Here is a 22534-nt window from a genome sequence, read left to right as displayed (position 1 = left end):
TTCAATCTGTTATCCACTTTTTTCTGTTAACTTCACTTTATCAAAACTAAATACGTTTTCACTTGTTACATTCAATACAGAAGGTGAGCTATTGATTTTTTTGTTAGAAGGCATATTATACTCTCTTTGGTTCCACCTTATTAATCCTGAAGCCATAAAATTCACAGCTAATATGGTTAAAGTAAAGGCTAGTATAGGGCCAAACAGCATCCAAGGATATGACGTAAAGCTGTTCCAGCTCTTTCCAATCAAGCCACCCCATTCAGATGATAGAGAGAAAGACTCCATAAGTAAGTTACCCTCTAAATCCACTCCCATAATAACTTGTTTTCCACCACCAATAAAAATATCCAGGAGTGCTAAATGGGCAAACAGAGTTAATACTTGTCCTACTTGCTGAACAAACATAATAATGATTTTCGGGATGAGAAAAGGTGTAACATGCTTCAAAAAAATATGAATCGAACTACCACCAATCAGTCTGGAACTAGAAATAAATTCTTTTCTAAATATATTCTCAATTTCTCTCATGAGATAAACAGAAAGAATGGGTATTGCCAATGCGATAATAACTCCGATAGTGATATAAAATTTTGATTTATCATCATAAGACCAAGAAAACGCAATCAATGCTGGAGAGAGTATTAAATAAGCAAAAATAGCAGTAGGAGCATAATGGTAAGCATCACACAGAATTTCAATTTTGTCTTTTACTACTTTTGGTAAGATAAAAAATAGGTAGCCAAGAATAAACGAAAGGAGTATTCGAAATAAACTCAATAGAATAGCTAGACCAATCGTATATTTTGCTCCTTCAATTAAGTTTGTAAGAACACCTTTCCCTTCTTTATCAGAGCCTAATAGGAAATCTTCAGAAGGAGGAAACGGGGCTCGAGCCACTAACTCTTGATTCTCATTATAAAGAACAGCCTGAGGTTTATCATTTGGGTCTTTTATTCCATAGGTGTAAACAAAACTCATGACGAATATCGTTGATAAAAAGAAAAAACCAAAAATAAAAGACTTCTCTTTTAATAGTCTTCTCATAGACTGATATCTCCTTTTATCTTTTTGGAAATAACGGCAGAAGCCAAATGAAATAAACAATAATAAGGAATAAATATTAATAATATACTTAACGTTACAAGGTCGGGATTCATACTTCCGTAAGTTTTGATGTGTGTCATAATACCGTGAATATTAAATATTATTTCTAGAACAAAAAGGTTCGAGAGTGAAAACCAAAAGATTGTCTTAAAATGAAATAGAAGAGTGAATATTGCATTTCGAAATATATGCACAAATACGATGTAATACATGGATAAACCTTTTCCTCTAGCCATTTCCACATAGGATTGCTTTTCCTCTTCTTCTAAAGAAATCAATAAATACTTTGTAATATAAATAGAAGGAAGAATACTCAAACAAAGTACTGGAAGAAAAAATGCAGGCTTACCTAATACGTTTACGATCTGAAACAACAAAATATCTGTTTTTTTATAAAACCAAATGATTAAAAACTGTAAGAGGAAAATAATAAAAATATCTGGAAGTGATTCAACGACAAATAATACCTTCTTAACTTTATCCCTTTGCGTAGTCGGTAAAAGCATAATGAAGAAACTTAAAGTTATAGCCAAAATCAACCCTATACATAAGGCAGCTATTAAGTATTTGACCGACATCAAATATAGTTGGTTCAGTTCTGGAAAAACAGGATAATATTCTTTGAATTTATAATATTGAAAGTCTTGAATAGAAAAGATGTTCCCTAGCATTTCTTTGACATGATTAAAGTAATTGCCAATATTAAATTGAACAGAATCATAGAGAAAAAGGGTGTTTTCTATTTCGTTATTCTCAATCATCTTAAGTACTTTGAGCTGCCTATCTATGTCATAGATAAGAAATGGAATGGATCCTACCATAAGAATACTGATACACAGCAACAAAAAATTCACACTAAGTTTGACGACTTTCATGTTTCTCCCCCATTACTAACCAATCTGGACTTGTTTATCTACTCTAGTTCTAATACTATCTTGAATTTCCTCAAATTGATTAGCGCCACCTATTGTGGCAACATTTCCATACTGATCAACGACCACTAAAGTAGGAACCTTTTGTATGTAGTAATTTTCCAATAAATTTGGATCATATAAGAATATAAATTGAGGATATCGTTTTATGCGTTCATCGCTATATCTTTCGGGACTAATAATGAATGTTGGTACTTCAAGAGAAGATGCCTTTTCTAAGAGGCTTTCACAAGTGGAGCATGATGGGTTGCTAAATAACAACAATACATCTCTACCTATATAGTCATGAATTTTCACCGTATTTCCTCTACTGTCTTTAGCTCGGAAAAGAGGGGCACTCGTACCCACTTGAAGACTCATTTCCTCTACTTTTTGACCAGTAGTCCTAAATCTTGTTAAAAACTGCGATAATATGCGAGTTAAATAAAAAATAACAAAAAATTGACAGATGACAATCACCCATAAAAAGGTTTGTGATAATATATTCCAACTCATCTAATCAAGTCCTTTCCCATGATTCTATTTATTTCACCTTGCACTGTTGATAGATTCTTTATTATTAGAGAACATAGAATAATAAATATTGCACTAAAGCAGGCAACACCATAATATAATCCAATAGATTTTATTGATTCCTCAAAAGGTAAACAAAGAACAAATCCTAGGGAAATACAACCATTTCGAACAACTAACCACCAAGATATCTTGTGATTCCCCATAACGCCGCCGCATCCGCAAGATATGTCTTTTCTTCCACGAAAAAGATTGATAGCGATCGCACCAGTAAAAATCAGCATCAGACCCACTGCTCCTACTATTGCTACTTTAGATAGCTGTAAAGAGAATAATAATAAACCTATTAAAATTTCAAGACTAGCAAGTACAGGCAAAAACCGTTTAATTTGTTTCATTGAAAGAATTTGGTAGTTAAACAGTAACCTTCTATGCTCCTCTTGCTTGGCTAGCTTTTCTGTACCACTTAGAATAAAAACAATACCTAGTAATACCATATATTGCATTTGTAGAATCATGATTAATCCCTCACTATGCATACCATTTGGCTTGAACTTTAAATAACTCGCTATAAAGCGTTTCACTACTCATTAGTTCTGAATGTGAACCTACTTCAACAATTGATCCATTCTTCATGACAATAATTCTATCTGCAAAGCGAGCAGCAGCCATGCGATGTGATACAAATATAGCCGTGCGATCATTGGCCATTTCGTTCATTCGTTCAAAGATTTCCATCTCTGTAAGAGGGTCTAGCGAAGAGGTAGGCTCATCTAAGATTAGGATTTCCGCATTCTTCAAGAGTGCCCTAGCAATCGCTATTCTCTGCCATTGTCCCCCAGATAATTCTTCACTTTCATTAGACAAAATTTTACCAAGGTTTGTGTCTAAACCTTCAGGAAGACTGTTGATTTTATTTAATAAACCACTGTATTTACACAATTCCAGTAACAAGTCATCATTTTTTATTTCCTTTAAGTCACCAAAAGCAATATTTTCTCGTACCGAAAAAGGATAGCTCATAAAATCTTGAAAAATGACGGATATACTTTTGCTTATCTCATTTCGCTTCATGGATTGTATATGTTTTTGGTTGATATAAACATCTCCATTGATAATGGGGTATAATCCTAAAATACATTTGATAAGGGTTGTCTTTCCAGAACCGTTTTCACCGACAATAGCAATTTTTTCACCTTTTTTAATTGTTAAGTTTATTTCGTTAAGTACATTAGGGCTTGTATCAGAATAAGAGAAGCTAACATGATTCAATGTAATAGCAGAACTAGCATCGATCCAAATAGGATGACTTTCCGTACTAGTTTCTTCTTCAGCTTCAATAAAAGTAAAATAATCATTAAGGTATAGTTGTTCTTCATATATTCGTGCAATACTAACAGCGGCAGAGTTAATAACTCCTTGGGCACCTTGTATCGCCTGACCAATAGATACAAATTCTCCAATACCTAATTTATTTGATCGTAAAAGATGAATAATAATCCAGCTACCTCCACCATAGAGCAATGCTGTCAATCCATCTAATAAAATATGGGTTCTCTTCTCTCTTTTCATCAAATGTATGGCTTTATTATTTGTATAGTGAGTTAGCCTTTCCCATTTTTTAAGCAAGTATGATGAAAGATTAAACAATCTTATTTCTTTGTTTCCTCCTTTATCCTGAAACAAGCCAGAGATAAAGTTTGCTTCTCTTGCTTCCTTAGTTAAATATTTCATCAGAAAGAATTTTTCATTGCCAAACTTGGTCTGAATAAGAAGAGTGGGAATTGCCACAAAGACACTTAATAGTACTAAACTCCAATGAACCATAGACAAAAATACAACATAAGAACAAAAGCTAATTAATGCTTGAAAAAGATCTAATATATGTCGAAGAGGACTTATTACTCGACTCCCCTGATTATTCCCAATTCGCTCAAGAGTATTGAAGAATTCCGTACTCTCAAAATACTTATACGAGATGCTAGTTGTTTTCTCAGATAGCATCTTTCCCATGACAAAATCAAGTTTATATTCGATCTCCATATCCCAAACTTCATTTAAATGTTGAAGAATAGATTTCATAATCGTAAGTATAAATTGTGCAAACAGTAGTAAAAAAATAAATCTTAAACTCGTTGTTTGATTTGAAATGAATGTTGTAACATGATTGATTAATGTCTCAGTAAGTTTTAAAACCACAAAAGGCATTAATCCTATAATAATTCTGCTGATAAGAGATAATATTATCCATGATTTACCATGAGTGAAAATAAGTTTAAATGCTTTTAAAATAGCTATTCTAGACATAATCCCTGCCTCAATATAAAAAATTAGGACCAAGTAAGACCTGGTCCCCTATACCACTGCTAAATAATATTAACAACCACAAGAGTATATCGTCTTACACTTTTGTCCAGACACACTATCATAATAGTTAATAGTACGGAGTCGGTCAGTATCTGAACACATTTGTCCGGAACAAGTTGCTCTTCTAATGCCTGAATCACATGGTAAACCCATAGGCTTAATTCCTAGTAACTTCTTTAACATATTTACACCCCCTTTCAAATATTGAATGTATGAAGTACAGATTTACTCCAATTGTCCTCATTTAAAACATCGCCTTTTTTGTTAATTAGCATGTATGTTGGAAATTGAGTAACTTTTAATTTTCTAGCTATTTCCTTATTGATGGACTGTGTATAAACAATCTCTTCATCAAATAAGTAATTCTGCATTTTACTTTCAATATCGCACTCTACTAAATTGATTATTCGTAGCTTATTGTCATTAGCTATAATCAGTTCTTCCATTCCTGAATAACAGAATGGACAAGTACAAGAATTTATCGCAACCAAATAATGTTCTTCATTTCCTGATAGATGTAAATGTGGTAATGAGTCAAAAATATTTTTTTTTGTGAAACTTTCACTTGTTGCATTAATTGTAAAAGGTGCGGGTAATAAATGAATCTCTTTCTTTAGACGTTGTAACTGACGAAAGTTAATAAAAAGTAATAGTCCAAGTATCATTAAACAAATGATAACCTGAGCTATTATTTGTAAAAATGTGACCATGGTTTAATCTCGTCATCCACTGCTACTGAGCTTTGTTGTGTAAGATTTACAGCAGTTAACATTAACATAGAAGTTATTAAACAAAGATAAATTATTTTTTTCAATTCTATTGCCTCCGTAATATTGTTATTTAAACTAACAACGAGTGTTAATATGGTTTACTTTTACATTTTATTGCATTATTTGACAATTAGTCAATACTTTTTGGAAAATTTAAATTTTTCTATTATACTAGGGAAAGTATATCGAGAAACGCGGAGGCAAAACATGAATATCAGTACACAAATTGGACTTAAGATTAAAGAGATGAGAACTCTTCAAAAAATGACACAAGAAGAGCTTTCTAAAGGAATCGTTAATCGAAGTTTTATCAGTCAGCTTGAAAAAGGTATGGTAAGTCCTTCAATTGAAACATTAGATAAATTAGCTCTTCGATTAAACTGTTCAATCTCTTATCTCATTGGTCAGAGTGAACGGAACAGCGCACATGAGCAACTCAATATCAGTAGCTTATTAGATAATATTGAATCCTATTTGAATGACACTTTAATAGATAAAGGGAAAAAGGCATTTGAAAGTCTTTCTGGAGAATGGATCGAGAGAATGAACACCTATGAGAAAGGAAAATATTTTTGGGTAAAGGCCCGATTAAAATGGTTTGAGGGTGACTATCAAGAGGCAGAAGTAACTACGCAGAAAGCGATTGACCTTTTAGAGGATCAGTACTCTAACCACTTGGGTAAACTATATAATTTTTTGGGAATGATCTCGTTTCGGCTAAAAAAAATAGAAGAATCCTTTACATCTTTTTCTACCGCCCTATACTTTACTCATCAATTTCCTTCAGATTACAACTTGAAGGTAGAAACCTATTTAAATATGGGTGTTTATCATACCCACTTAAAAGAGTATCAGTCGGCTGCCTTTTATTTAAAAAAAGCATTAGAAGATGCTGAAAGTCATTCCTCCCTTTATAAATTAGGCGAAATTCAAATGACCTTAGGGATTACATACAAAAATCTAAGAAGTTTTAACCTTGCCATTCAATCTTATTTACATGCAGAAGAAATTTTTAAAATAAATCATAATAACGAACAATTGGCTGGAGTTTATTTTAATCTCGGTCTTCTTTATAGAGAAAAGAACAATATCAAAAAATCAACTGCCTATTTTACGGAGGCAAAGCAAATTTTTTGTTCTTTAGCAAATAATGAACAAGCCATCAAATGTGATGTTCAAATCATAAAGAATTATCTGTTAGAAGGTAGCCATTTGAAAGCATACGATTTATGGCTGCCTATTGAAACTGAACTCAACAATGGATATGACCAATTATTGTTAAAAGGGATCTTTCATTTGGATTGTTATAAAAGGAACAAAGATCAAAATGAGTTACTTCAAAGTGTTGTCTTTTTTAAACAAGCCCTTCAAGTCACAGATGATCTCAATCACAAACTTGATCTTCAAAAGCATGTTCATACATATTTTCTAAAAGAGGGATTGTTTGAGGAAGCAAAAGAGATACTGTCCCAACTATAAAAAACGGACCAAAAGAAGAGAATCATTCATTCTTTTGGTCCGTGTCTTTAGTTTTGTGATAAAACCGCAACAAACTCACGCATATAATTTGGCAGATCTGGTGGACGGCGGCTAGATACGAGGTGACCGTCAACAACGACAGGTTCATCAATCCACGTTGCGCCTGCGTTCTCCATGTCATCCTTGATTCCTGGTGTACTTGTTACTTTCTTTCCTTCTAACACTTTGGCTGAAACAAGAACCCAGCCGGCATGACAGATTTGGCCGATCGGCTTGTTATTCTTCTCCATATGCTGAACCATTTCGATTACTTCAGGAAAACGGCGCAGCTTATCCGGTGCCCAGCCACCAGGAACTAAGATCGCATCGTAATCTTCTGCGTTCACATCACCAAACGCATAATCTGCGTCAGCTGGAACACCGTATTTTCCGATGTACGTCTCTCCTGCTTTTTCTCCAACCAGTTCCACGATCGCCCCTTCTTCACGCAATCGCAAGATCGGATACCACAGTTCTAAATCCTCAAAATCATGGTGTACGAGACTTAACACTTTTTTACCTTTTAAACTCATGTTTAACACCTCCACTATTTTTATATCCTTCATAGCGTAACATGAATCACAGGAAAGACACTATTCTTCCACTTCTGCGGAGAGTTATGATACGATTTTTTCAATAGGATACAGAGGGAGACTGATTATAGATGGGCAAATGTACGATCGACCACACGTTAGAAGATGTAAAGCAGAAGCTAGCCGAACAATCCGCTTTTATGCCGCGTGAACTCGTGATGGAGGTTGGCGACTCTTTATCTGATGATAGTGATCAAACCTACTTAAATGAAGTGTTTCATCTTTTGAAAAAGTATGACCTTGCGGATGAAAGTGAAAGAGAGAAACGAAACGGTAAATTGAGTGATTTAGTGAAATAAGAGTGAATGATAGTAAAAAACACTTGGGATCATCACCAAGTGTTTTTTGCTTTTAAGCTTAGTTTATAGGAACAGATAGCTCTGGTATACGACCAGGCTGATCTGCACCAGGATTTTCTGAGTGTTCAAAAGGCACTACAACATATTTCTCCGATTCCAGATCGATCGCGCTAAATCTGTTATACGATTCTTCTGGTGTCACAGAAACCATGTCAGGCATGATTTCCTTTCCAGATTCACTTATAATTTTAAAAGCGATGTGGTTCTCTTCGCCTGGCCAGTCATAATACAGCACGGTGGAGATTGGAGTCACGATCATTTTTTCGAGTTTGATGAAGCGTCCGTTCTCGAGTTGTATATCTTGGTCAAGCGTGATCGTTTTGCTATCCGCTGCTAACTTTTCAGTTGGGACTTCAATATCAAATACCCACGGCTGATTCATCTTCAATTCTAGATCTAAGCGATCGTATTCAATATGAAACTGAATCTTCTCCCCCATCGGTATCTCTTTTAATTGAACTTCGTTGTAAACCGTAAACATGGAATTGTTTAGTTCAATTGACTGTCCGCCTGTACTCGATGTTAAATCTTTACCGTTCATCTTCACTTTAGGCATAGGGTGCATCTTATGATGAAAGTCGATCCCATCTGCTGGTTCATAAGTCGAACTTATAAGTAATCGTCCGCCATCAATCATCACTTCGTTCAACGTCAACTTCCCCTTCTCGTTTTCAGCGGTTTGTCCGATCGCTGTTTTATAGGAAGAAAAGTCAAGACTCTCGTTTTGATTCAAATACTTTTCGATCGTCTCGCCTACAAACGGCATATTTGCTATAGACACGATTCCTGTACTCAGTGATATTCCTGTTGCTAGGAGCATGGCCACTGCTACACTCACATATTTTCTACCCTTTGACGCTCTTTGTTTTTTGACTTTCTTTCGTACACGCTTTTCCCATTGCTTTTTTTCAAAATGAGAAAGGTCTTGCTCTTCGTATTGTTCCAAGTCCATATCGAGTTCATTTAATTTTTGATAGATCGTCATATCCCCACTCCTCATGCTTCGTTATTTTGAAACAAAAAGCCTTTTAGTTTTTTACGCCCTCTGGATAGCTTGTTATACACCCAAGACTCTCTCTCGTTATATTCATGTGCGATCTCACTTGATGTGTTTCCTTCTAAATAGTACTTTTGAAAAATTTTCCGTTCATTTGGAGGCAATTGTTGAAGCAACTCTTGAACAAGGCTCTCTTCTTGTGGCTTTTGCGTCGGTAGGATGGAATCATGAAATTCCGCTACTGAGAATTGCTGTTTTTGAAGAGAGATCTGCTTCCTCTGATAATCAATGGCTTTATATTTCGCAACAGCGGCAATCCATTGTTTGAACGTATTTTTCGTAGGATCAAAGGAATGAATATTGTCCCATACCGATAGCAACACATCGTCTAAGCATTCTTCATAATCTTGTTGCTGATTGTTCACATGACGCTTGATGATCGCTGTAAGTAATCCACCGTACTTTTGGATCATAAAAGAAATTGCATTTTCATTCTTATTTTTTAGTTGTTGTACAACATTGTTTTCTGTGACTTTCAATCGTACACCCCTCCTGCTGGTTATTGGTACCTACTATGTAATACGAAGTGAATGCTGGAAATCTATCACTTGTGAAAAAATTATCTATTATTTGTTAAGGAAGAAATCTTTTGGAAGTAACACTACGCTATAAATCATACCTTTATTTCTTAGGAAGTTGACTATAAAAGTTCAATGATTAAATAACGACTCTAATCTAGTGAATCGTTTCGATTTTTCATTGACTCTCAAAATGAAAGCGCTTATAATTTTTATTATTAGGTTTATCGAAACGTTTCGATTGCATCAGACGATACACAATAAACAATATCCAGGAGGTTTTCTTTATGCTTAAGCAAAACGTGCAACATATCATTCAAGACATGACACTCGAAGAAAAGATCGCGCAGTTGGTTCAGTTGGCTACTCCTTTCTTTAAAGGTTCATCTGATCAAGGCTTCATCACAGGTCCTATGCAGGAGATGGGGATCACGGATGACGTGATTCGCAATACAGGATCTGTTCTTGGTGGATCAGGAGCTCGTGAAACGCGCAACATTCAAGACGCACATTTAAAAGAAAACCGTCATGGCATTCCTTTATTGATGATGGCTGATATCGTACATGGCTTTAAGACCATCTTTCCAGTACCTCTTGCGATCGGTTGTTCATGGGATATGGACCTAGCTGAAAAAAGTGCAGAGATCGCAGCAAAAGAAGCTTCTGTTTCTGGTGTTCACGTAACGTTCGCACCAATGGTCGACCTTGTTCGTGACCCGCGCTGGGGCCGTGTGATGGAATCAACAGGTGAAGATGGTTTCCTGAACAGTGAGTTCGCTCGTGCGTTCGTTCGTGGTTTCCAAGGAACAGATCTCACGAACGACAAAGACCGAGTTGCAGCTTGCGTGAAGCACTTTGCGGCATACGGTGCTCCTGAAGGCGGACGCGATTACAATACGGTGAACATGTCTGAACGTCAGCTTCGCGAGTCTTACCTGCCGGCTTATAAAGCGGCGCTTGATGAAGGCTGTGAGATGGTGATGACGGCGTTCAACACAGTCGACGGTATTCCGGCAACGGCAAACAAAAAGCTGATGCGTGACCTTCTTCGTGACGAGTGGGGCTTTGACGGCGTAATCATCTCGGACTGGGGTGCTGTAAAAGAGCAGCTTCCGCACGGTGTCGCTGAAGATGAAGCTGAAGCAGCATACAAAGCACTGACAGCTGGTGTTGACATCGAGATGATGACAACGTGCTACGTGGACCATGTAAAAGAGCTTGTGGAAAGCGGCAAGTTATCGGAATCTCTCGTTGATGAGTCGGTAGAACGTATTCTAACGTTGAAGCAGAAGCTTGGACTTTTTGAAGATCCTTATCGTGGAGCTGATGAGAAGCGTGCGGAGGAAGTGATTTTATGTGAGGAGCACCGTGATGTAGCTCGTGACCTTGCTGCGAAATCATGTGTACTTTTAAAAAATGAAGGCGGCGTTCTTCCCCTTCAACCTACGCAAAAAATTGCACTCATCGGCCCGTTCGCTACAAATGGCGATTTGATGGGGCCATGGTCTTGGCAAGGTGCTTATGATGACGTGGTAAAAGTGGATACTGGTCTATTAAACAAGTTGGCTGATCCTTCACTTTTGACAGTTGCGGACGGTTGTGAGGTTGAGTCTGTAACAGCAGATCAATTGGAAAAAGCGGCTCGTGTTGGTAGTGATGCGGACGTGATCGTGCTCGCACTCGGAGAAGCTTCATTCATGAGTGGTGAAGCGGGATGTCGTGCTGACATTCGTTTGCCAGAGCCTCAGCTTCAACTGATTCAGGAAATGAAAAAGTTAGGTAAGCCGATCGTAACGGTACTCTTTAACGGTCGCCCGCTTGATTTACATGGTGTAGCAGATCAAGCTGATGCAGTATTAGAAGCTTGGTATCCAGGTACTGAAGCTGGTTCTGCGATTGCAGATCTTTTATTCGGAGACGTGAATCCGTCCGGTCGTTTATCGATGTCGTTCCCGTATTCAGTAGGTCAGGTTCCGGTTTATTACAACCACTTCAACACAGGTCGTCCACAGCCGACTCCAGAAAATAAAGAGCGCTATCTGTCTCATTATCTGGACATTCCGAACGAGCCTCTATTCCCGTTCGGTTTCGGGTTGAGCTATACAGAGTTCAAGTATGACGATGTGAAGTTGTCGAGTGATGTGTTAACGGAGGGTGGTGTCATCTCGGCTTCTGTAACGGTAACGAATACAGGCGATGTGGCTGGTGAGGAACTAGTTCAATTGTATATCCGTGATATTGCGGGTGATGTTGTTCGTCCGGTGAAAGAGCTAAAAGGTTATAAAAAGATTGTTCTTGAGCCTGGGGCGTCCGAAGAGGTAACGTTTGAGATCACAGAAGAAATGCTTCGCTATCACCACGAGAACCTTGAGTTCAAGAGTGATGCAGGTAAGTTTACGATGTTTATCGGGAAAAATAGCCATGATGTGGTGAGTGTTCCGTTTAGGTTGGTAAAGTAATATAGGTATAGGAAGGACTGCTCTGGGATTGAGCAGTCCTTTTTTTGTGTGTTTTACGGTACGTGTTTTTATAATTATTACGCGTTCGCGCAGACTTAGGCTCTTTTCGCTCAATTGCCCCTTCGTTTCGCTCAGTAAACCTCTGTTTACGCTCAAACAACAATGCGTTTCGCTCCAACTGCCTTCTTTTTCGCTCAAGCAACCAAAGGCTGACTTCTAACATAAAGAAAAGACCGCTCACAAAGAGCAGTCTCCCTTATTAACCAACCAAAACCCGCAGCTGATCATCCACTTTCGCATGTTTCTTGCTGCGAACGAGCGTTAATTCATCATTTTCTTCAATCACATAATCAGCACTCTGTAGTATCTTCGTTCCAGAGTCAAACGCGATCACATCTTCCACCTGTGTTAAACGGAAATCGATATAATCTGCACTCACACCGGTAATTTCAGCTGTCGCATAAGCAATTTTCACACGACCAACTGATAGATTCACAGGCAGCATCACACCGTCTTTGCTCTGCAACAACAGCTTTCTTCCGCCTAACAATGCTACCCCATCTTCATAAACATTGAATTCTTTATCAAATCCGTCTAGGTTCAACAGATGAAGGAAACGCTCACCTTCTGCATCAGCAGTCGATGTCATAAAGATGCCGTGGTGTGGGCAATCATGCGTGAGTTTCGCATAACTTCCTAATCGTTCGAGCGCTGTTTTAAAGAAAGGCAGATCACAGCGATAGAAGCTTGCGATCACGATCGCGCGTCCGTTTCCTACCTCTGACTCAAACCCACACACATCATCCGATCCGTACACTCTGAAAATCGGTGTCACATCTGTTCCGACTTCAAAACGCTGAACGAAGCCTGAACGAATCTCTGGCTGAGCAGAAGCCCAGTTGTCTCCATAGATTGAAAGGTAGTTTCCGTGACCATCACGGCTGATCCCTTTATACGTCACGCCAAGCGCTTCCGCTAACAGCGTACAATCCTTTCCTTCCATATCAAAAAGAGGAACCTCACCGTATAGAAGAATCTTTCCACCTGTGTTTAAATAGTTTACGAGTTTCTCCTGTATGGCACTGTCCATGTACCGAGCGGATGGTAACGCAAGGACAGGCGTTTTTGTCACATGGAGTGGTTTGTTCTGAACATCGACTGCTGTAAAACGATAACCGTTCAGCAGCATCGCACGACCCATGATCTCCCAAGCGCCAGCACCGCGGTTCGCCTCAATGTTTGAGAGGATCTCACGCATCACTTCGCTCTTCGGATAACGATATTCGGTCATGTAATAATCTGGGATGAACGCGAACGATACTTCATCTCGTTCTTCGTTCATACGCGCGAGCTTACCACTCACCGCCATCACACTTTGGTTCACGCGTGACATGCGCGGAAACGTGTAATTGTAGTCGCCTTCTGGACCGATTGGCGCCGCGAAACCGTGGCGCTCACCTGTTGAGGCGATGCGATCGTTCCCATCATCAACAAGCGTATTTAGTCTCGCATTTTTACCGCCAGCAAACAGATAATAGTTGATGAGTCGGTTTCCTTGAGCAAGACACATTCTAAATTTAAAATCCGCAGCTGAAGGATCATAGCGCTCGCCTAGTGTCTCACCAAAGTTTCCGTCTCCACAGTTGAATTCAACAGATGTTAACGGCTGATCCTCGTTATGAACAGCTTCCATCAAACCGTTGATGATGTAGAGGTCTTGGAACGTTTTCATATCAAGATCGCCAAAATAAATATCAGAACCTGAGATATATCCAGGTCCTTGGTTATACGTTTCATACAGCTGACTGATCCCGATCGGGTACGTGAACCCACGTCCTCCACCTGTTCCGTGGATGTTGACGACGAACGGAATGTCCCTCACGCCGAACTCTTCCGCGTACTCTCTTAAGATCGCGATATATTTAGCGAAGCGGTAGCGCATGTAATAGCCAAGATCTTTTAACAGCTGTGCCGCATACGCTTCTTTCGGAGAACGGAATGCAGCATTTCGCTCAGCACTTTCTTCCAACGAAAACGGATAGCGGACAGAAACGTTATCTCCGTATCGTTCACTCAACCAATTTGATAAATCATTCAGAACGTTGTCTGTTAAGTCCGGCGTGTTGCTCACCCAAGAAAGCATTCCAATCTCATTATCAAGCTGAAACGCGATGATTTTTCCACCGTTCGGATAGATGCGCGGTGTAACCACTTCCATTACTTTTTCATAATACTTACGAACTTCTTGTAAAAATCCTGGTGCTAGATAATCCACGGTCGGTGTAGTCGGTTCGCTTTCGTCCCAACCAACCGGAATGATCTCAGGATGCTTTTCGTAGACCCAATATGGCAGTCCTTCGTTTTTCATCTCGGCCATGATGAACGGTCCGGGACGAACAAAGAAATAAAAGCCATTTTCTGTACAAAGGTCTATGAAACCGGCAAGATCTGTTTCTGGACGCGTTTTACCCGTAAAATCAAACTGCCCTTCTACCGGCTCATGCCAAAGCCATGGCACATAAGTGGCCACGGCGTTACATCCTGTTTCTTTTAGTTTGTCTAACCGGTCTTGCCAATCGCTTTTATCAAGACGGTAGTAATGAATCTCACCGCACGTGATCAAAACGGGCTTGCCGTCGATGATAATCTGTTTGTTCTTGATCTCAATCATTTTACCGGACTTCCTTCTGTCTTTTTCCAACCTAACAGGTCTGCACCTTGTTTCACATACTTATTTTTCATAAACAGATCCCACACGAGACCTGATTGATAGTTTTCGATCATGAGAAGCGTGATTCCTTTGTCGATTCCGATTACATGGTCTGAGTACCAAGCTGGCGTGACATCCAAATTATAAGAATCTTGGAAACCATACTCACCCCAAAGCTGTGGGTGCTCTTCGTAAAAGTACTTCATTGCCGCGATCGACTCTTCTGGTGTGAACACGATCGATCCCGCTGCTCCCGTTGGTGCGATTGTACCCTCAAGTTCAGGCTCACACCCTTCATAATAAGGAGGAGCACCTGGAACACGGTAGCCGGTCGGACTCGCACAAGCCGTTAAGCCCCAAGCATTCTCGTGATACGTCTTGAACTCACTCGATTTTTCTTTACAAAACGCACGGTTCGCAAGAGATGCTTTTACCGAGTTTTCGTACCAGTTGATTCCGTCTCCGTCGACAATATTTCTAAAATCAATGAACGCATGCGAATATTGGTGAACGAACATCGCGTTTCCTGGCGCATGGATGTACTCGTAATCTTTGTACGTCCCTATTCTGCGTTCGAATCCATCATAAATTTTTGCAGGAACTGGATGTGTTGGAGATGCGACACCAAGCACATACGTCATCATCTGCTCCGCGTACATATCCCAATGGTGGAAGCCGCCCGTTTCCGGGTTGTAGCCCATGTAGAACTGGTTAACCGGCTCATCATAATACACGTTCCAGTCGATGCGAGCGTAGATTTTCTCGAATAGCTCTGCGATCTCTCCGCCAAAGTATTCTGCAGAAGTTACGGCACCACATAGGAAGATTCCTGTATCGATGATCGACGCACAGTCGTACCACTCTTCGTTTTTCTTCGCCGTCTGCATATTTAAGAAGTGGTAAAAGAAACCGCTCGCGTGTTCCACGTTGTTCAGGAACGTTTCGAGCGTCCCTTTCGTACGCTCGTAGCCTTCTTCTTTCGTGATCCATCCGCGCTCGATTCCGATAATGATCGAGGTTAATCCGAACCCGTTTGATGCGATACTTGCTACTTTTTTGTTCGCTGACTGATCCAGGATCAAGCCGTATCCCAGGCTGTTTTTATCTGTGTTTGCTTCGTTCCAAAAGAAATCAAAGCATCCCTTTGCTTCAAGGTCCAATAGTTTCTGTGTATCCATCGTTATTCCCCTCTCTATCTGTTTTATCTTAATTATGTTTATAATTAGAACTCTAATTGAGGCGTAAAGTGCTAGCTTGGCTAGGGTTTCAAGGGATGTAATGGCCATTTTTATTTACGGTACGTGTTTTTATTTCTGTTACACGTTCGCTCAAACTCAGCTTAGTTACGCTCCAAATGTTGCTTCTTTCGCTCTGAAAACTACTCGTTTCACTCAGTCAGACCTTAATTTCACCCCATACTACCTTCGTTTCGCTCAAAACATGAAAAATGCACTTTCAACTCTCAATTTTTCATCCACTGGAACGGAAATCAACTCCCCACATCAATAACTTTTACTCCCCAGTAATCCCCGAACGATCCACACCTTCAACAAACCAGCGCTGCGTGATAAAGTACACGATTAATAGCGGTAGAATCGACAGGACGGTTCCTGCCATCTTGATTCCTTCGTTCAACTGGTTGCCTCCGCTCACTCCCATCTCAGCTGGGAACATCTGCTGATACGTCGCAACGAACTTCTGCAGCTGCAGGGGTAATGTCGTTAACGCATCACCAAAATAGATCGCAGCCAGATACGTTTCGTTCCAATACCAAACGAACGAGAACAGAAATGAGATGATAATCGCAGGCAATGCCATCGGTAAGGCGATCGTGAAAAAGATTCGAAAATGTCCTGCCCCATCCAGCTGAGCTGCTTCTTCCAAAGCTTTTGGCACGGCTCTAAAAAACTGATAAAAGATCAGGATAAAGATCGCGCTGTTCAACCCTTGTCCAAAGGTTGCCGGAAGCAAGAACGCACTCAAACTGCCGAGGATGTTCAGCTCATTAAAGAAGATGTATCTTGGGATGAGCGTCACTTGTGGCGGGATAATGAACGTTGCGAGCACTAGAACGAACATGATCTTTTTACCGCGAAAATCAAAACGAGCGAGTCCGTATCCGACAACTGCTGCAACAGCAGTTTGTGCCAGTGCAGGAAGAACGGTCACATACAACGTTTCCATCAATGTTGAGAAGAAGTTCAGAACTTTGTTCGCCTGCTCATAGTTTCCGGTATAAAACTGTGTTGGAATCCAGTTCACGAGCGGGTTCAACAGATCGTCCAAACTTTTAAAGCTGTACACACCCATGTAGAGAAGCGGATACAGGTACACGAATCCGATTCCTACCAAGAGTCCGTAGATCAAGAGCTTGTAAAGAAGACCATCTGTCCCCTGCATGCCCAAAAACATGCGTTTCGTTTTTAAGTAATACTTGTTTACTTGCTGTGTTTTGGTTTGCACATTGATCACATCCTCTTAGGTGTATTTTTTCTTTCTTTTTACTGTCATCACACCGACCGCGATTGCAAGCGCTGCGGCGATGATCAGGAAGTAGATCCACGATAGTGCGGAAGCATAGCCATAACCTGTGTCTACTTTAAACATGTTTTTTTGAATATGTTCGATGATTGGATTCAGTGAGAATATTGAATACGTTACGATCGTGTAGATCAAGTTAACGATGATCATCGGCTTTAGACTTGGCAGAGTGATTTTCCAAAAGAACTCCCAGTTGCTCGCACCGTCGATCTTGGCCGCTTCAAAGATCTGCTTGTCCATCTTTTGAAGTGCAGCTAGGAAAATTAAGATCTGTACGCCTGAATACCACAGGATTACGATCAGGTTTTTTATTAAATAAAGTAAGATCCCGTTAAAGAAACCATCCGGGTTATCATTTAACGCTTGGTAGATCGCGTACTGTTCAATAGAAGGAATCGTCGTGATTCCTTGATCGATCAGCTCTTTGATTACTGGTCCGCTTGCAATGATTACGGGCAGGAAGAAGATCGTACGAAACAATCCACGGAACTTGATCTTCTGGTTTAACAATAGAGCGATGATCAATGAAAAGACGATGATGATCGGAACGGAGATAACCATCTCTTCTAGATATTTTAGGACACGGTCAACGAAAGTTCCATCGACCGAAAACGCGTATTCATAGTTTCCAAAGCTTACAAAATTCGTTTTGATGCCATCTGTCGTAATCTTTACTTCCTGAAAGCTTAAAAAGAGTGAGTATAAAAGCGGAAACGCCGTAAAGACGAGAAAGCCGATGATCCATGGAGAAACAAACAGCAATCCTGTAAGATTTCTGTTATTGCCTAGTCGTTTCATCGCTTTCTCCCCCTTCTGTTACCGCAAAATCCTTTGGTTTCACTTCAATGCTCTTACTTTTATAAGTCGCATTCGTGTAGTTGACGACGATCACTTTTCCGTTGGAGTATTCTACCTCAACAACACCAGTCTGAGGCACATTGCGGCTGACGATCTCTTCGCCTTCTACCTCACCAAGACTTTTCTTGATGTTTTCGTACTGATACAAAATCTTGTCTTTCCAGATCGAGTATTCTGATGTATAAACGTCACTCGATGCTGTTTTAGCAAGAAGATGTGACGCTTCCTTCGTTAAAAGATACGATGGATACGCTCCGTACTCGATCATGCGTAGCATCTGATCTTCTGAATCTGACTGAAAGTTCGAGAACGGTGCGTAATATGGCATATAGCCTTTTAGCACGATCTGCAAAAACGGCACCGTGTCTGTTTCAAACACGTAGTTCGACGCGTTCATCGGAATGTCGAGATAGCGATCCGTTTGATTCCATAGATACGTGTTCGGCTCATAAAGAGCAACGTTCCCTACTTCTTTGTTCAACGTGCCAAACAGCTTTTGATACGTTTTAATCGTCTGGTTTCGCTCGCTCGATTTTCTTCCGCTAAAGTCAGAGAACAACGTGTACCCGCTCGTATCGATCGCTACGTTTGAAATGCCTTGTTCCTTAAATTCCTTTGCATCCTCTTTTGCGATTTCATAAGATTTTTCTGGCGATAGATAATACAATGTCTTCTTATCTTCACTGTGTGAAATCGTCTCTGCACTGATTTTCTTCGCTACGTCTTTGCTGCCGGAATAGCCAGATGCGCCGTCATACGCTTTTGTATAATCGCTGTAAAAATAGAGCGGAATGTTATCCTTTTTAAGACTGTCGATCGTGTCCTTTACGTCATCACTGTTTCCGAGCTCACTTTCAAACGGAAATTTCTGTGGCAGTGTTCCGGTTAAGCCGCCATCTGACCAGCCTTTATAGACGACGAACAGATCATCGATGTCTTTTTTGAGCTCAGACGTCATGCCCGGAATGTCTGTTACCTTCGTCATCGGAAGCACCGAATCCCACAAAAGACCTTCCTTCACTTCACCACCTAAAAATTCAAGTCTGACGCCGGTTTTGTCGTCTTGTTTTTCTAACTGTTTTGTATCAGAAAGATGGTTTTGATACGCTTTGGCCATCCCTACATAATCAGCGTCATCTTCTTGTAAGAACATGTATCTCAGCTTCACGCCGAACGGGTTCCTCGTTTTTTGATATACGTTCAGACCTTTCATGTTTTTACTCGTCGGCTGATAATATTCTTTTCTAAAATGAAATTCAGAAGAGATCCAGTTAAAGTCGGTCGAAACGCCTGACGGATACGCTAAAATGTCACCATGACTATAGCCTTCTTCAATCACGGCAAGAAATCCGTTCTGCTTCACACCATGAACCGTTCCGAATACCGGCATCTTGATCTGCTCGACCGGTGTTACTTTTTCTTCTTCTTCCTTCTTCACTTTTGTTTTCAAAAAGGCTTCATCATCACCGTAAATGGATCCCGTAAACGGTGCATCGGCTTTTGTTCCGTTCTTTTCATAACGAATCAATGCACCAGATCCATCTGGGATGAACATGTATCCGTTGATATCACTCTTGTTCACCGCACCTAAAAACGGATAAACGCGCATAGAGATGAGCTTCGTATACTTATTTTCCCTAATCTCATTCTCAGGAATAGAAACAACAAGATCGTTTTCTTGAAGCTCCACGTTCACTTCAAACTCTAATTTTGACTGATTCATGTAAAGAGAGGCGGTGAATCCTTTATCGTTCGTCTTCACACGAGGCTTAGAATCGTTCGTCGTGATGCTCTCGGTTTTCACCTTTCCGCGACGATCCATATAGTCAACGGTGATCGCAGATTGAGCCATCTGTTCCCACGTTTTGTTCAGTCGATACTGATCCGGGTTATCAAGCCCGGAGTTCCAAACGTATTTTGTTTTCTTGTTCTCGATCTTGATCGCGAGCGTTTCTTCGTTCACATAAAGAGCAAGATTTTCGTTCTCGGCTGCTTTTTCAAAGCCTTGAAACGAATTTTTCTGTTTGATCGGAGCACCATCTGTTTTCTCAGGCTTCGTAAACGATGAAGATGTATACTTCATCACATTTTGGCTTTTCTCAGTCGGTACAGGAGGCTGCTCCGTACTTTTTTTATCATCTTGCGCGGCGAATACAGAAATCGGTACGAGCAAGGTAAGAAGCGCGATACTTATCTTTTTATACACGAAGAACAGCCTCCTTTATGATGGAATAAACAAAATCGTACACTTGATCGATCAACACGAACACGATGAACACAACAAGAAGCATGATCACCATACCGAACAGCGTGACGAAGATGTTTCGGATCGTGTCTGAGAACGTGTAGTTGTGGATCTCTTTTAGCATGATGAAAAGAATGATCAGACACCATGCGTAGATGATGCGGATTGAGAAAACATAAACAAACGCTTCATTATAAGTCAGCACGTTCGACAGAAGGGTCAGAATTGGGCTGAACACGAGAAACGGAGCGAGCGAGTAGATCGTTCCGATATAGATATCCTTAAATCTTCCTTCACCGTCGTTGATCGTACTAACGAGATAGTTCACGACAATAAACAACGATAGTGGTACGAGTAGTAAGAGAAGCTCGCCGACTAAGTTCGCATCGCTGCTCACCGTTTTATAGATAAACCCGGTATAGAAGCGGCTGTAAATATACTCGACGATTAAGATTACATACAGAATCGTCGCTGATAGAATCGACGCGTACTGTTTCTTTTTCAGATAATAAAAACTATCGATCGGATGACGGAAGAACTTGAATAGGAAGAGCAATTCTCCTATCAATCTTTGTTTCTTAATTGCCCGCAACCCATTACGAGGCTGATCCAGAATGCCTTTCTTTTTGTCGATCACTTTAACGATATAGTACAAAGTGGCGAAGAAGATTAACGCGAACAACACCGTTTCCAGGTTCTCTTGCATCCACGCGTGACGAACTTCCCAGAACGAGTCGGAATAACCGTACACGTCGTTTGCAAACTCGTATTCTTCTAACGCCTTATCATAGTCTTGTTGTTTGTAATAAGCAGAACCCATGGCAGAATGTGCGAGACCGAACGAAGAGTTCATCTTCAGCACTTCTTCCCAATACTTCTGACTCTCTACATAACGACCTTCTTTAAAAAGCGCGATTCCTTCATGCACTTGTTTGGAAAAAGCAGTAGATTCAAAGACTTGGATCATGCCACGTTCTTTATCGGTCACGTACAGTCTGCCATCAGGATCGATCGTGATGCCTGTCGGCTGTTTGAACAACCCAAGACGGTTCGTTCCGTCGTCTTTTCCACCAAAGATGAACAGTAAATTTCCAAAGCTGTCATATTCATAGATCTCGCCGGTGCTTGATACGACGAACATGTTACCGTCATGATCGACCGCGATATCCTGTAATGATTTCTCATCAGAGATATCCGGAAACAACATGTTCTTTCCAGCAACGTTCAGCTTTTTGATGACTTCGTTCGACGTTCCTTCTGTCACAGAATAGACGAGACCTTGATCATCAAGCGCGATGTTATCTGGTGCTGGAGGTGTTTTCATGAACATATTTGCTTTTTTACTCTCTGATGTGAGAAGCTTCTGCAAAAACGTTCCAAACGATCCTTCTGTGCTGTTTACACCATAATAGCCAAGAAATCCGCCATCTTTACTAAGCTGGATGATTCCGTTCGTTGACCCTTCACTGATCACGTAGATGCTGCCGCGACGGTCGACCGCTACTTTTTGTGGCTTAAAAGAAGAGCTTTTACCGAAAAGCGGCGAATCCGGTTTTCCGTATTCCTCTTCTACCTTGCCGTCTTTTGAAAAGCGGAATATCTTCTCTTCTTCATAATCGGCTACAAAGATTCTTTCCGTTTCGTCCACATAGACGCCAGTTGGTGATTTTAGAACACCTTTTCCGATCTCGCGTACAAATTTCCCGTTTCTGTCAGCGACGAGAATTCTTTTGGCACCAGAATCCGCGATATAAAGGTTTCCTTTTGAATCAGAGAAAATATCTTCCGGGTTTGTAATTTCAACGTCCGGCAGTAAGGTGCCGACCGGTGTGTAGGCAGTCTGTGTTTCGATCGTCTGACCGTCTGCTGATAACGTTTCTGTCTGATAAGGGACAGAAGCAGAAGCGATAGATGAGATCGGAACGAGCAGGAATACCAATAATGCTACAAATTGGGCAATGCGCTTCATTTCTCCCCCCTCCTACTT

Annotated in this window: 18 protein-coding genes; 3 read left to right on the top strand and 15 right to left on the bottom strand. The window is 40.3% G+C overall.

Features of this window, described 5'->3' with window-relative positions:
* Nucleotides 1–9 precede the first annotated feature (9 nt).
* The 6 genes from IHV09_RS09385 to IHV09_RS09360 form a co-directional block, all read right to left on the bottom strand.
* Nucleotides 10–981: an ABC transporter permease subunit gene (locus tag IHV09_RS09385; RefSeq protein WP_197264309.1), complete on the bottom strand. Its 972-nt coding sequence runs from the start codon at nucleotides 979–981 to the stop codon at nucleotides 10–12.
* Nucleotides 982–1043: 62 nt separating this feature from the next.
* Nucleotides 1044–1982, bottom strand: coding sequence for an ABC transporter permease subunit (locus tag IHV09_RS09380; RefSeq protein WP_197128787.1), 939 nt, complete (start codon nucleotides 1980–1982; stop codon nucleotides 1044–1046).
* Between the two features lie 15 nt (nucleotides 1983–1997).
* On the bottom strand, nucleotides 1998–2534 hold the full coding sequence (locus IHV09_RS09375) for a peroxiredoxin family protein (RefSeq protein WP_197264308.1): 537 nt from the start codon (nucleotides 2532–2534) through the stop codon (nucleotides 1998–2000).
* Nucleotides 2531–3070, bottom strand: coding sequence for a MauE/DoxX family redox-associated membrane protein (locus IHV09_RS09370; protein ID WP_197264307.1), 540 nt, complete (start codon nucleotides 3068–3070; stop codon nucleotides 2531–2533). Before IHV09_RS09370 ends, IHV09_RS09375 begins: the two co-directional genes overlap by 4 nt.
* A gap of 13 nt (nucleotides 3071–3083) precedes the next feature.
* Nucleotides 3084–4859: an ABC transporter ATP-binding protein gene (locus IHV09_RS09365; RefSeq protein ID WP_197264306.1), complete on the bottom strand. Its 1776-nt coding sequence runs from the start codon at nucleotides 4857–4859 to the stop codon at nucleotides 3084–3086.
* Nucleotides 4860–5116: 257 nt separating this feature from the next.
* Entirely contained in the window at nucleotides 5117–5629 is a 513-nt protein-coding gene (locus IHV09_RS09360) for a hypothetical protein (RefSeq protein WP_197264305.1), read from the bottom strand.
* A 153-nt stretch (nucleotides 5630–5782) separates the two neighbouring features.
* Here IHV09_RS09360 and IHV09_RS09355 point away from each other — a divergent pair, with 153 nt between their 5' ends.
* Entirely contained in the window at nucleotides 5783–7168 is a 1386-nt protein-coding gene (locus tag IHV09_RS09355; protein ID WP_197264304.1) for a DUF2225 domain-containing protein, read from the top strand.
* Between the two features lie 47 nt (nucleotides 7169–7215).
* On the opposite strand, the gene IHV09_RS09350 is transcribed toward IHV09_RS09355, so the two are convergent.
* Nucleotides 7216–7740: a type 1 glutamine amidotransferase domain-containing protein gene (locus IHV09_RS09350; protein WP_197264303.1), complete on the bottom strand. Its 525-nt coding sequence runs from the start codon at nucleotides 7738–7740 to the stop codon at nucleotides 7216–7218.
* A 131-nt stretch (nucleotides 7741–7871) separates the two neighbouring features.
* Between IHV09_RS09350 and IHV09_RS09345 the strand changes: the two genes are divergently transcribed.
* A complete protein-coding gene (locus IHV09_RS09345; RefSeq protein ID WP_197195067.1) occupies nucleotides 7872–8099 on the top strand; it encodes a group-specific protein in 228 nt (75 codons plus the stop codon).
* Between the two features lie 58 nt (nucleotides 8100–8157).
* On the opposite strand, the gene IHV09_RS09340 is transcribed toward IHV09_RS09345, so the two are convergent.
* On the bottom strand, nucleotides 8158–9144 hold the full coding sequence (locus tag IHV09_RS09340) for a DUF4179 domain-containing protein (protein ID WP_197264302.1): 987 nt from the start codon (nucleotides 9142–9144) through the stop codon (nucleotides 8158–8160).
* Nucleotides 9145–9155: 11 nt separating this feature from the next.
* On the bottom strand, nucleotides 9156–9695 hold the full coding sequence (locus IHV09_RS09335; RefSeq protein WP_197264301.1) for a sigma-70 family RNA polymerase sigma factor: 540 nt from the start codon (nucleotides 9693–9695) through the stop codon (nucleotides 9156–9158).
* 326 nt (nucleotides 9696–10021) lie between these two features.
* Here IHV09_RS09335 and bglX point away from each other — a divergent pair, with 326 nt between their 5' ends.
* The gene (bglX, locus tag IHV09_RS09330) at nucleotides 10022–12193 is read left to right on the top strand and encodes a beta-glucosidase BglX (protein ID WP_197264300.1); all 2172 of its coding nucleotides are present in this window, start codon (nucleotides 10022–10024) and stop codon (nucleotides 12191–12193) included.
* Between the two features lie 259 nt (nucleotides 12194–12452).
* Here bglX and IHV09_RS09325 read toward each other — a convergent pair whose 3' ends face one another.
* The 6 genes from IHV09_RS09325 to IHV09_RS09300 all read right to left on the bottom strand — a co-directional run bounded on the left by IHV09_RS09325 (nucleotide 12453) and on the right by IHV09_RS09300 (nucleotide 22516).
* On the bottom strand, nucleotides 12453–14864 hold the full coding sequence (locus IHV09_RS09325) for a beta-galactosidase (protein WP_197264299.1): 2412 nt from the start codon (nucleotides 14862–14864) through the stop codon (nucleotides 12453–12455).
* Complete coding sequence (locus IHV09_RS09320) at nucleotides 14861–16081, bottom strand: glucoamylase family protein (RefSeq protein WP_197264298.1); 1221 nt, start codon at nucleotides 16079–16081, stop codon at nucleotides 14861–14863. The genes IHV09_RS09325 and IHV09_RS09320 overlap by 4 nt, the downstream gene beginning before the upstream one ends.
* A gap of 334 nt (nucleotides 16082–16415) precedes the next feature.
* Nucleotides 16416–17366: a carbohydrate ABC transporter permease gene (locus IHV09_RS09315; protein ID WP_312035304.1), complete on the bottom strand. Its 951-nt coding sequence runs from the start codon at nucleotides 17364–17366 to the stop codon at nucleotides 16416–16418.
* Between the two features lie 15 nt (nucleotides 17367–17381).
* Entirely contained in the window at nucleotides 17382–18242 is an 861-nt protein-coding gene (locus tag IHV09_RS09310) for a carbohydrate ABC transporter permease (protein ID WP_197264297.1), read from the bottom strand.
* Nucleotides 18223–20508, bottom strand: coding sequence for a DUF5696 domain-containing protein (locus IHV09_RS09305; protein WP_197264296.1), 2286 nt, complete (start codon nucleotides 20506–20508; stop codon nucleotides 18223–18225). Before IHV09_RS09305 ends, IHV09_RS09310 begins: the two co-directional genes overlap by 20 nt.
* Nucleotides 20501–22516, bottom strand: a complete 2016-nt coding sequence (locus IHV09_RS09300) for a YIP1 family protein (protein WP_197264295.1) — start codon at nucleotides 22514–22516, stop codon at nucleotides 20501–20503. The genes IHV09_RS09305 and IHV09_RS09300 overlap by 8 nt, the downstream gene beginning before the upstream one ends.
* Between the last annotated feature and the right edge of the window lie 18 nt (nucleotides 22517–22534).

It is taken from the genome of Fictibacillus sp. 23RED33 (assembly GCF_015903925.1).
GTDB lineage: Bacteria > Bacillota > Bacilli > Bacillales > Fictibacillaceae > Fictibacillus > Fictibacillus phosphorivorans.
This window is presented reverse-complemented; position numbering and strand designations above follow the sequence as displayed.

What these genes read in the sequence shown, in the direction of transcription:
- IHV09_RS09385 (WP_197264309.1), bottom strand. Translation starts at nt 981, where the DNA reads ATGAGTTTTGTTTACACCTATGGAATAAAAGACCCAAATGATAAACCT.
- IHV09_RS09380 (WP_197128787.1), bottom strand. Translation starts at nt 1,982, where the DNA reads ATGAAAGTCGTCAAACTTAGTGTGAATTTTTTGTTGCTGTGTATCAGT.
- IHV09_RS09365 (WP_197264306.1), bottom strand. Translation starts at nt 4,859, where the DNA reads ATGTCTAGAATAGCTATTTTAAAAGCATTTAAACTTATTTTCACTCAT.
- IHV09_RS09350 (WP_197264303.1), bottom strand. Translation starts at nt 7,740, where the DNA reads ATGAGTTTAAAAGGTAAAAAAGTGTTAAGTCTCGTACACCATGATTTT.
- IHV09_RS09320 (WP_197264298.1), bottom strand. Translation starts at nt 16,081, where the DNA reads ATGGATACACAGAAACTATTGGACCTTGAAGCAAAGGGATGCTTTGAT.
- IHV09_RS09340 (WP_197264302.1), bottom strand. Translation starts at nt 9,144, where the DNA reads ATGACGATCTATCAAAAATTAAATGAACTCGATATGGACTTGGAACAA.
- IHV09_RS09310 (WP_197264297.1), bottom strand. Translation starts at nt 18,242, where the DNA reads ATGAAACGACTAGGCAATAACAGAAATCTTACAGGATTGCTGTTTGTT.
- IHV09_RS09355 (WP_197264304.1), top strand. Translation starts at nt 5,783, where the DNA reads ATGGTTTACTTTTACATTTTATTGCATTATTTGACAATTAGTCAATAC.
- bglX (WP_197264300.1), top strand. Translation starts at nt 10,022, where the DNA reads ATGCTTAAGCAAAACGTGCAACATATCATTCAAGACATGACACTCGAA.
- IHV09_RS09370 (WP_197264307.1), bottom strand. Translation starts at nt 3,070, where the DNA reads ATGATTCTACAAATGCAATATATGGTATTACTAGGTATTGTTTTTATT.
- IHV09_RS09345 (WP_197195067.1), top strand. Translation starts at nt 7,872, where the DNA reads ATGGGCAAATGTACGATCGACCACACGTTAGAAGATGTAAAGCAGAAG.
- IHV09_RS09300 (WP_197264295.1), bottom strand. Translation starts at nt 22,516, where the DNA reads ATGAAGCGCATTGCCCAATTTGTAGCATTATTGGTATTCCTGCTCGTT.
- IHV09_RS09325 (WP_197264299.1), bottom strand. Translation starts at nt 14,864, where the DNA reads ATGATTGAGATCAAGAACAAACAGATTATCATCGACGGCAAGCCCGTT.
- IHV09_RS09360 (WP_197264305.1), bottom strand. Translation starts at nt 5,629, where the DNA reads ATGGTCACATTTTTACAAATAATAGCTCAGGTTATCATTTGTTTAATG.
- IHV09_RS09375 (WP_197264308.1), bottom strand. Translation starts at nt 2,534, where the DNA reads ATGAGTTGGAATATATTATCACAAACCTTTTTATGGGTGATTGTCATC.